The sequence below is a fragment of the Rathayibacter tanaceti genome, from assembly GCF_001634385.1.
GTDB lineage: Bacteria > Actinomycetota > Actinomycetes > Actinomycetales > Microbacteriaceae > Rathayibacter > Rathayibacter tanaceti.
Map to the genome: position 1 here is coordinate 1 of NZ_LIIN01000100.1, position 10,640 is coordinate 10,640.

Here is a 10,640-nt window from a genome sequence, read left to right on the forward strand (position 1 = left end):
GGCCGGGCAGGGCGACGGCCGGCGACCGGCCGCGGACCGGCGGGGGGCCGGGATCGGAGCACGCCTCGACGCTCCCAGGCTCGGCGGAGGCGATCGCCAGCGGCCCGGCGACGGGAGGACGACCACGATCACCGTCATCGCCACCAGGTACGCCGCGTAGGCGCGCGGCCGGGCGCGAGCTCCGGCCCGACCACGGTGCAGCGCCCGAACAGCGCAGACGCGGTTCACCGGCGCCCCAGCTCGACGACTCGGGCGCCGAGTCCCTCGATCAGCAGCGAGCTGTGCGTCGCGACCACGAGCGCGCGCTCGCCCGCGACCCGCCGCAGCACCTCGGCCACGAGCGGCACGCGCTCGACGTCGAGCCGCTGCTCCGGCTCGTCGAGCAGCAGCACAGAGCACGGCCGCGCGAGCACGAGGGCGAGCGAGAACAGCTGGGTCTGGCCGGAGGAGAGCTCGTGCGGGAACCGGCGGGCGAGCGGGGCGAGCCCGAGCCCGTCGAGTCCGGCGGAGGCGCTCCGCTGCGCCGCGGCGACCGTCGACCCCCACGAGACCGCGACCATCGCCAGGTGCTCCTCGAGGGTGAGATCACGCTCGAAGGGAGGCGTCCCGATCAACGCGACTGCACGGCGGTGCCGGGCGGAGCGCTCATCGGGGACGCCGCCGGCCACCTGGACGGAGCCCTCGGTCGGCCGCACGAGGCCCGCGAGCACGCGCAGGAGGGTCGTCTTCCCCGTGCCGTTGCGCCCGGTCACCGCTACCCGCTCGCCCGCCGCCACCGTCAGCGACAGCGGAGCGAGCAGATAGGCCTCGGCCGAGCGCACGGCGACGCCGCGCACGGAGACCATCGAGCCGGCGAGCGGCTCCCGGTCACGATCACGGCGAGCGGCGAGGAGCGGCGGCATGCCTCCATCCTGCCAGCCGCCCGCGAGCGGCCGCGCAGATCGCCGCTCAGACGGGGACCGGCTCCGGGAAGATCGCATCGAGGAGCGACGCCACCCACTCGATGAGCGCCCGATCACCGAGCGGCACGCCGTCGAGCACCGGCATCGGCACCACGACCGCATCGGCCTGCTGGAGGTACTTCGCACCCGGGTACATCCGGCGCAGGCGCGCCTGGATCGAGTCGGGCAGGTGCGCGGGGGCGACCCGCACGTTCGAGCCCATCGCAACCACGTCGCTGAGGCCCGCCTTCTGCGCGCGCATCCGCAGCCGCGACACCAGGATGAGGTTCTCGACCGCCTCGGGAAGCTCGCCGTAGCGATCGGTCAGCTCCTCGACCACCAGGTCGATGCTCCCCTCCTTCGCGGTCGGCGACGACGCGGCCGACAGCTTCTGGTACGCCTCCAGGCGCAACCGCTCGCTGTCGACGTACTCCTCCGGGATGCGCGCGTCGACGGGCAGCTCGAGTCGGAGCTCGGTCTGCCCCTCGGCCACCTCGCCGCGGAAAGTGTCGACGGCCTCGCCGATCATCCGCAGGTAGAGGTCGAAGCCCACGCCCTGGATGTGGCCGGACTGCTCGCCGCCGAGGAGGTTGCCCGCGCCGCGGATCTCGAGGTCCTTCAGCGCGATCTGCATGCCGCCGCCGAGGTCGGAGTTGGCGGCGAGCGTCTGCAGCCGATCGTGCGCGGTCTCGCTGAGCGGCTTCATCTCGTCGTAGAGGAGGTAGGCGTAGGCGCGCTCTCGCCCGCGCCCCACGCGTCCGCGCAGCTGGTGCAGCTGCGAGAGCCCGTACTTGTCGGCGCGGTCGACGATCAGCGTGTTGGCGTTGGGGATGTCGAGACCGGTCTCGACGATGGTCGTCGAGACCAGCACATCGAACTTGCGCTCCCAGAAGTCGACGATGATCCGCTCGAGCTGCGCCTCGCTCAGCTTGCCGTGCGCAACCGCGATGCGCGCCTCCGGCACGAGCTCGGCGAGCTGCGAGGCGACACGGTTGATCGTGGAGACGCGGTTGTGCACGAAGAACACCTGACCCTCCCGCAGCAGCTCGCGCCGGATCGCGGCCGAGATCTGCTTCTCGGAGTACGGGCCGACGAAGGTCAGGATCGGGTGGCGCTCCTCCGGCGGCGTGGCGAGCGTCGACATCTCGCGGATGCCGGTCACCGCCATCTCGAGCGTGCGCGGGATCGGCGTGGCGCTCATTGCGAGGATGTCGACGTTCTTCTTCAGCGCCTTCAGCTTGTCCTTGTGCTCCACGCCGAAGCGCTGCTCCTCGTCGATGACGAGGAGGCCGAGGTCTTTGAAAGCGATGTTGTCGGAGAGGAGGCGGTGGGTCGCGATGACCATGTCGACCGTGCCGTCGGCCAGGCCGTCGATCGTCTCCTTCGACTCCTTGGGCGTCTGGAAGCGGCTGAGCGCGCGCAGGTGCACGGGGAACCCGGCGAAGCGCTCCTGGAACGTCTCGAGGTGCTGGCGGACGAGCAGCGTCGTCGGCACGAGCATCGCGACCTGCTTGCCGTCCTGGATGGCCTTGAACGCGGCGCGCACGGCGACCTCGGTCTTGCCGAAGCCGACATCGCCCGAGAGCAGGCGATCCATCGGGATGGGCCGCTCCATGTCGGCCTTGACCTCGTCGATCACGGTGAGCTGGTCGGGCGTCTCCGCGAAGGGGAAGGCCTCCTCCAGCTCGCGCTGCCACGGGGTGTCCGGTGGGAACGCGTGCCCACGGGAGGCCATCCGGGCGGAGTAGAGCTTCACCAGCTCGACCGCGATGTCGCGGACCGCGCGGCGCGCCTTGCTCTTCGCCTGCGCCCAGTCGCTCCCGCCCATCTTGCTCAGCGCCGGGGCCTCGCCGCCGACGTAGCGCGAGAGCAGGTCGAGCTGGTCGGTCGGGACGAGGAGCTTGTCGCCCGGGAACCCGCGCTTGCTCGGGGCGTACTCGAGCACGAGGTACTCGCGCTTGGTCTTCACTGCGTTGCGCCCGCCGCTCGAGACCTCGCGCTGGGAGAGCTCGACGAAGCGGCCGATGCCGTGGGTGGCGTGCACCACGTGGTCGCCGGGCGTCAGCTGCAGCGGATCGACGACGTTCTTGCGACGCGACGCCAGTTTCTTCACGGCGCGGGAGTCGTAGCCGACGGCGCGCCCGTAGAACTCGGTGTCGGTGAGCAGCGCGAGCTTCGCCTCCTCGACCTCGAAGCCGTGATCGACGGAGGCCTGCACGACGTAGGCGAGACCCGGCTCGAGAGCCGGCGGCAGGTCGGCGACGATGCGGGCGGCGACCTCGTGCTCGGCGAGCACCTGGTCGGTGCGCTCCACGGTGCCCGTGCCGGGGGCCGTCAGCACGACCGTCCAGCCGTCGGCGAGCCGCGAGTGGACGTGCGCGAGCGCGCCCTCGACGTTGGCGCCGAATCCGGGGACCGGCTCGCCCTCGACCCGAACGGCGAGGATTTCGTCGATGCCGAGCTCCTCCGGCAGCACCTCGGCCTCGCCCGCGGCGGGACCCTGGCGGAACGTGCTCATCGTCCACCACGGGTGATCGGGAGCCTCGGTGCCGGGGGCGCTGACCGTCACGGAGTCGCGCAGCGCGCCGAGCGAGATGAACTCGCCCGACGCGAGATCGATCGGCGCCTCCGCCCCGGCCGTCGCCGCGCTCCACGCGGCCTGGAGGAACTCGCGGTTCGTCTCGGCGAGGCTGATCGCGCGGGTCGCGACCCGCTCGGGGGCGAGCACGGCGACGGCCGCGCCCTCGGGGAGGTAGTGCGAGATCGGGACGAGCCGCTCCAGGAGCGCGGGCGCGAGGGACTCCATCCCCTCGACCGGGATCCCCTCGGCGATCTTCGCGAGCATGACCGACAGGCTGGGGAACTCGTGCAGCATCTCGCGCGCACGCTGGCGGACGGCCGGCACGAGCAGCAGTTCGCGGCTCGGGGGCAGGACGACGGACTCAGCCTCGCCCGGCAGCGAGCGCTGATCGGCGACGGAGAAGCCACGGAGGGAGTCGACCTCGTCCCCGAAGAAGTCCACCCGGCTCGGATGCTCGGCGACGGCCGGGAACACGTCGAGGATGCCGCCGCGCACCGCGAACTCGCCCCGCCGGGTGACCATGTCGACCCGCGCGTACGCCAGATCGACCAGCTCGGCGGCGATGCGGCCGAGATCGTAGCCGCGCCCGCCCTTCACCAGGCGGATCGGCTCGATGTCGGCCAGGTTGTCCGCGACGGGCTGCAGGGCGGCGCGCACCGAGGCGACGACCACGAGCGGACGCTCCCCCGACCAGTGCTTCATCCGCCGCAGCGCGTCGAGCCGCCGGCCGACGATCTCGGCGCTCGGGCTCAGGCGCTCGTGCGGCAGCGTCTCCCACGCGGGGAACTCGACCACATCGGCCTCGGGGAGGACGCAGCCGAGGGAGGCGCGCACGTTCTCGGAGTCGCGGCCCGTCGCGGTCACGACGAGCGCCGCCTGCGGGCGACCCGCCTCCGCCCGCCGCTCGAGGAGGCCGGCCAGCAATGGCACCCGGAGGCCGTCGGCGACCGAGAAGTCGGCGTTGCGGGTCGCGTACGCCAGTGCGTCGTCGAACGTGGAGGCGCGCGACAGCGCCGAGATGATCTCGTTGAGGGGCACCTGTGTAGTTTACGGCCGCCCCCCGCGCGGGCCGCAGCGAGGGAACCCCGGTCCGGGGTTCCCTCAGTGGCGGGGTCGGCGGTGGCGGGTCAGGCGCTGGTGTGGAACTTCAGCTGGGCTGCCGAGAGTCCGGAGTCGGCGATCAGCTCGACGGCGTCGGCGGCGTCCGACACGAGGATCGGCAGCGCCTCGCGCTCGGGGCCCGCGAAGTCCTTGAGCACGAAGTCGGCGGCCTGTTGGCGGCCGGGCGGGCGGCCGATGCCCACGCGCACGCGCAGGAACTCGGCCCCGTCGGTCGCCGCCAGGATGTCGCGGATGCCGTTGTGGCCGCCATGGCCGCCGCCCTGCTTGAGGCGCAGAGTGTCGAACGGGATGTCGAGCTCGTCGTGCACGACGATCAGGCGAGACGGGTCGACCGAGAAGAAGTCGAGCAGCTGCGAGGTCGGGCCGCCCGAGAGGTTCATGAAGCTGTTCGGCTTGCCCAGCACCAGCTTCGGGCCGCCCGGGCGGAGGAAGCCCTCGGCGACCAGGGCGTTCGCGCGGGTGTGCCGCCGGAACGAGCCGCCGATCCGCGTCGCGAGCTCGTCGAGCACCATCTGGCCGACGTTGTGCCGGTTGCGCGCGTACTGCGCGCCCGGGTTGCCGAGGCCGACGACCAGCCAGGTGTCGCTCATGCGGTTCCTCTTCTCATGGCGGCGGGAGTTCTCGTGGCGGCGGGAGTCCTCGTGGCGGCGGGAGGCGGCTCCCCGGATGCGGAACGGGCCCGCTCGCGATCGCGGCGGGCCCGTCCGGACGGTGCGGGTGGTGCGGACTACTCCGCGGACTCGGCGACGACGTCGCCCGACGCGGGCGTCTCTTCGCCGTCGCCCAGGTCCTGCTCGACCTCGGCGGTGACGTTGACGATGAGGATCTCGGCGTCGGTGACCAGCGTCGCGCCCTCGGGCAGCGTGACGTCGGCGGCGGTGATCTGCGTGCCCGCCTCGAGGCCCTCGACGGAGACGACGATGTTCTGCGGGATGCGCGTGGCGTCGACCTCGAGCGAGAGGGTGTTCGACTCGATCGAGACGAGGGTGCCGGGAGCGGCGTCGCCCTCGACGTGCACGGGGATGTCGACCTCGACCTTCTCGCCCTTCTTGATGACGACGAGGTCGATGTGCTCGATGATCTGGCGCACCGGGTCGCGCTGGATGTCCTTCACCAGGGTGGTCTGCGACGCGCCCTCGATGTCGAGCTCGAGGATCGCGTTGGCCTTGCGGGTGAGCAGGAGCACCTGGTGGCCGGGGAGGGTGAGGTGCTGGGGCTCGGTGCCGTGGCCGTAGAGGACCGCGGGGATCTTGTCCTGCGCCCGGATCTTGCGGGCGGCGCCCTTGCCGAACGAGGTGCGGACCTCGACGACGACCTTGTTGGTCAGTTCAGCCATGATGTTCTCCTTGGGCGGCGCACGGCGCCACCGGATCGGGTCGTGGCCTCGCGGCCACGGACGGTTTGTCGACTCGAACGCATGTCAGCGTGAGGAGAAGTCCGTGGCGCCCCGTGGGGGCCTCGCCTGCTTCCACCGCGTCGATCACGGATGCACGTGCATCCCTCGCCGAAGTTCAGCTGCCGATCCTACCCGGCATCCCGGCCACCCGCCAGCACTCGTCCGTGCTGCCCCGCTCGGAGCCGGAAGTCCAGGCTCGCTGACTACCGTGCCGGTATGACGAGCGACGACTTCGGCTCCTACGTCGAGAAGAACGGCTTCCACCGCGACACCACCTACATCCCGACGCGGATCACCGCCGACGGCCGGGACGGCTACCCGGCGGAGGCGGGGCGCTACCGCCTCGTCGTCTCCCGCGCGTGCCCCTGGGCGAACCGCGCCGTGATCGTGCGGCGGCTGCTCGGACTCGAGGACGCCCTCTCGATGGGCATCTGCGGACCGACCCACGACAAGCGCAGCTGGACCTTCGACCTCGATCCGGGCGGGGTCGATCCCGTTCTGGGCATCCCGCGCCTCCAGGACGCGTTCTTCGCCCGCTTCCCCGACTACCCGCGCGGGATCACCGTGCCGGCCGTCGTGGACATCCCGAGCGGGCAGGTCGTCACCAACGACTACCCCGTGATGACGCTCGACTTCTCGACCGAGTGGACCGCGTTCCATCGCGAGGGCGCCCCGGACCTCTACCCCGAGGAGCACCGCGACGAGATCGACGAGGTCGCCGAACTGGTCTTCCACGACGTCAACAACGGGGTGTACAAGTGCGGCTTCGCCGGCTCGCAGCGCTCCTACGATCGGGCCTACGGCCGCCTCTGGGCGCGGCTCGACTGGCTGGAGGAGCGGCTGAGCACCCGCCGCTACCTCGTCGGCGACACGATCACCGAGGCGGATGTGCGCCTGTTCACCACGCTCGCCCGCTTCGACGCGGTCTACTACAGCCACTTCAAGACCAACCGGAACCTGCTCTCGGCGATGCCCGCGCTCTGGGGCTACGCGCGTGACCTGTTTCCACTCCGGGGTTCGGCGACACCATCGACTTCGTGCACATCAAGTCGCACTACTACGAGGTGCAGCGCGACATCAACCCGACCGGAGTCGTGCCGAAGGGCCCCGATCTGTCCGGCTGGCTGGTCCCCTCCGGCCGCCAGGAGCTCGGCGGCCGCCCCTTCGGCGACGGCACTCCCCCGCCGCCGCCGATCCCGTCCGAGCGCGTGCCCGCGGGGCACGGAGCGTGAGCGGTCCGACTCCTCGAACGCCGTCCGCGGAATCCCGCGGACGCGCAAGAGCGTGCGTGCGCGCAACGACCGATGTGCAGCCGGGAGACGGCTCGGACCCGGGCTCCCACCGGCGGCCCGGGGCTAGCCTGGAGGCGCCCCTGAAAGCGTATGTCGAGGAGAACCGTGTCTGACAAGCCCACCGCCACAGCCAACATCGGAGTCGTCGGTCTGGCGGTGATGGGGTCGAACCTCGCCCGCAACCTCGCCAGCCGCGAGGGCAACACCGTGGCGGTCTACAACCGCTCCTACGGCCGCACCGAGACCCTCATCACCGAGCACCCCGAGGCGGCCTTCGTCGCCTCCGAGACGATCGAGGACTTCGCCGCCTCGCTCGCCACACCCCGCACGGCGATCATCATGGTCCAGGCCGGTCGCGGCACCGACGCCGTGATCGAGCAGCTGACGAAGGTCTTCGAGCCCGGCGACATTATCGTCGACGGAGGAAACGCGCTCTTCACCGACACCATCCGCCGCGAGAAGGCCGTCCGCGAGACCGGCATCCACTTCGTCGGCACGGGCATCTCGGGGGGCGAGGAGGGCGCGCTCAAGGGCCCGTCGATCATGCCCGGAGGCTCGGTCGAGTCGTACAAGACCCTCGGCCCGATCCTCTCCTCGATCGCCGCGGTCGCCGAGGGCGAGCCCTGCGTCACCCACATCGGCACGGACGGCGCCGGCCACTTCGTCAAGATGATCCACAACGGCATCGAGTACGCCGACATGCAGCTCATCGCCGAGGCGTACGACCTGCTCCGCACTGTCGGCGGCCATGAGCCCGCCGCCATCGCCGAGTCTTCGACGCCTGGAACAAGGGCGACCTCGAGTCGTACCTGATCGAGATCACGGCCGAGGTGCTGCGCCAGGTCGACGCCGAAACGGGCAAGCCCTTCCTCGACATCGTGCTCGACCAGGCCGGCTCGAAGGGCACCGGAGTCTGGACCGTGCAGAACGCGCTCGACCTGGGCGTGCCCGTCGGCGGCATCGCCGAGGCCGTCTTCGCCCGCGCCGTCTCGTCGAAGCCGGAGCAGCGCTCCGCCGTGCAGGCGCGCGTCGCCTCGCGGCCCACGCCCGTCGAGAAGTACGACGGATTCGAGGACGACGTGCGCGCTGCGCTCTACGCCTCGAAGGTCGTCGCCTACTCGCAGGGCTTCGACGCGATCATCGCGGGGGCCGAGAAGTACGGGTGGGAGATCGACAAGGGAGCCGTCGCCAAGATCTGGCGGGCCGGCTGCATCATCCGCGCGCAGTTCCTCAACCGCATCGTCGACGCCTACGACGAGAACGCCGAGATCTCGACCCTCCTCGAAGACCCCTACTTCGCCGAGGCCGTCGCGAACGGCGAGGCGGCCTGGCGCCGCATCGTCTCGACCGCCGCGCTCTCGGGCGTCCCGATCCCGGGCTTCGGTGCCGCGCTCTCGTACTACGACTCGCTCGCGTCGAAGCGCCTCCCGGCCGCCCTCGTGCAGGGCCAGCGCGACTTCTTCGGCGCGCACACCTACCAGCGCGTCGACAAGGAGGGCACCTTCCACACGCTGTGGTCGGGCGACCGTTCCGAGGTCGAGCAGGACCCCTCGACACACTGACCCCGCCGCACCGCTTCCGGTGCGCACCAGGCGCCCCTGCGCAGCGGATCCGTCGATCCGAGGCGCAGGGGCGCCTGTGCCGTGGCCCGCGGCCGTCGATGTGCGCCGACGACCGCACGGGACTGGCAGAATCCAGTGCTCGATGTCCTGTCGCAGCCGATCCGGCCCGGGGCCGCGAGGGAAGAGGGAGCGGATGCCCGAGAGCACGTTCTCCTCGCAGCGCCGGCGCACCGCGCTCGACGTGCTCGCGAGCGCCTGGAGCGGTGAGCCGGTCACCGCCTCCGGTCTGATCGCCGCTACCGGGCTCACCCGCTCGACGGTCATCGGGGTCTGCGACGATCTGGTCGGCCTCGGCTGGCTCGAGGAGCTCGCGAACCAGCGCGAGGCAGGAGACTACGTGAAGGGCCGCCCGGCCCGGCGTTACGCGCTGCGCAGGAGGGCCGGCGTGCTGGTCGGCGTGGACGCCGGGCAGCACAGCGTCGATGTACTCGTCACCGATCTGCTCGGCGAGACCGTGGTCCGGCGCGTCGAGAGCGTCGATCACGAGCGGATCGAGGACCTCCCACGGGAGCGGCGCCGCGCCGACGTCGAGCGTGTCCTCAATGCGGCCCTCCGCGACGCCGGCGTCGGCGACTCCGCCGTGCTCGCGATCACCCTCGGGGTCCCGGCACCGGTCGACGCCCGGGGCGACTCCCCTGACGACGCGAAGGGCTTCTGGAGCGCGATGAACCCGGGGCTCACCGAGCACTTCGCCCGGCGCGGCTGGGCACCGGTCATCGACAACGACGCCAACCTCGCGGCCCTCGCCGAGGCTGGCGGGGTGCGGCCGTCCGCTCCGACGACTATGTCGCTCTCCTCTCGGGTGAGCGGTTGGGGGCGGGAGTCGTCCTCGGCGGCTCCCTGCTCCGCGGCGCCCGCGGACTCACCGGCGAGATGCGCTACCTTGAGCTGGTCGAGGGTGTGGGCTCGACCGAGGGCCTCGCCGCGCTGGCCCGCACCTGGGCCGGCGAGGCGCTCTCCCGGCCGGGTCGGCGCGCCTCCCTGCTCGACCCGGCGCAGAATCCCGGAGCCGAGCAGGTGCTCGAGGCCGCTCTCGCCGGCGACGCCCTCGCCGGAGCGGTCGTGGAGCGCCTCGCGGAGCGGCTCACGCGGATCACCGCGACGCTGGCCACCCTGCTCGACGTCTCGCTGATCGTCGTCGGCGGCGCGCTCGCTAGCTCCGCGGCTCCCCTGCTCGACGAGGTGTCGACCCGGGTGGCCGCGCACGTGCACGCTCCCGCCCCGCGGATCGTGCCCTCCACCCTCGGAGATCGAGCGGTCGCGCTGGGAGCGATCAGAGCGGGGCTCGACCGGGTCCGTGCCGATCCGCTCGCCCTGCTCCTGCCTGCACGCGCGCGGGAGTCGGCAGCGGGCTGATCGGGGGTCAGCGGCGGAACCCGCGCACGATCAGCAAGCCCGCCAGGAGCACGGCCGCTGCGGCAGCGGTCGCCGCCGGGAGGGCCAGCAGCAGGAGCAGCGACACGGACGCCGAGGCGATCCCCGGCCAGCGTGCACCCGCCGCTCCGTGCGCGAGGCGGCGGACGATCGTGGCGAGCAGCAGAGCGGCGACGGCGAAGGGCGAGCAGCGCGGTCGGCGTGAGGAGTCACGACCGCGAGCACCGCGACGAGGCAGAGCACGGACTGGGCCGCGGCCGGCACACCCGTCCGGCGGTGACGGGAGGCGAACGGGGCGGGGATCTCCCCGGC

6 protein-coding genes and 2 pseudogenes are annotated in these 10,640 nt (G+C 72.0%); 3 read left to right on the plus strand and 5 right to left on the minus strand.

Going from position 1 to position 10,640, the window contains the following annotated elements:
- Positions 1 to 224 precede the first annotated feature (224 nt).
- The 4 genes from ACH61_RS11565 to ACH61_RS11580 form a co-directional block, all read right to left on the minus strand.
- The gene (locus tag ACH61_RS11565) at positions 225 to 902 is read right to left on the minus strand and encodes an ABC transporter ATP-binding protein (protein WP_236713654.1); all 678 of its coding nucleotides are present in this window, start codon (positions 900 to 902) and stop codon (positions 225 to 227) included.
- 46 nt (positions 903 to 948) lie between these two features.
- Positions 949 to 4,560, minus strand: coding sequence for a transcription-repair coupling factor (gene mfd, locus ACH61_RS11570; protein WP_068212222.1), 3,612 nt, complete (start codon positions 4,558 to 4,560; stop codon positions 949 to 951).
- 89 nt (positions 4,561 to 4,649) lie between these two features.
- Positions 4,650 to 5,234 carry an aminoacyl-tRNA hydrolase gene (gene pth, locus ACH61_RS11575; RefSeq protein WP_068212223.1) on the minus strand — a complete coding sequence of 195 codons (585 nt, stop codon included), beginning with the start codon at positions 5,232 to 5,234 and terminating at the stop codon, positions 4,650 to 4,652.
- Positions 5,235 to 5,371: 137 nt separating this feature from the next.
- Positions 5,372 to 5,980, minus strand: a complete 609-nt coding sequence (locus ACH61_RS11580) for a 50S ribosomal protein L25/general stress protein Ctc (RefSeq protein ID WP_082845222.1) — start codon at positions 5,978 to 5,980, stop codon at positions 5,372 to 5,374.
- Positions 5,981 to 6,256: 276 nt separating this feature from the next.
- On the opposite strand from ACH61_RS11580, the pseudogene ACH61_RS11585 reads away from it, so the two are divergent.
- The 3 genes and pseudogenes from ACH61_RS11585 (at position 6,257) to ACH61_RS16390 (ending at position 10,310) form a co-directional block, all read left to right on the plus strand.
- Positions 6,257 to 7,272, plus strand: a pseudogene (locus ACH61_RS11585) (glutathione S-transferase family protein).
- Positions 7,273 to 7,422: 150 nt separating this feature from the next.
- Positions 7,423 to 8,894, plus strand: a pseudogene (gene gndA / locus ACH61_RS11590) (NADP-dependent phosphogluconate dehydrogenase).
- Between the two features lie 762 nt (positions 8,895 to 9,656).
- Positions 9,657 to 10,310 carry an ROK family protein gene (locus ACH61_RS16390; RefSeq protein ID WP_269085076.1) on the plus strand — a complete coding sequence of 218 codons (654 nt, stop codon included), beginning with the start codon at positions 9,657 to 9,659 and terminating at the stop codon, positions 10,308 to 10,310.
- A gap of 7 nt (positions 10,311 to 10,317) precedes the next feature.
- On the opposite strand, the gene ACH61_RS18470 is transcribed toward ACH61_RS16390, so the two are convergent.
- The coding region (locus ACH61_RS18470; RefSeq protein ID WP_236713655.1) for a hypothetical protein at positions 10,318 to 10,640 on the minus strand (323 nt) is incomplete at its 5' end.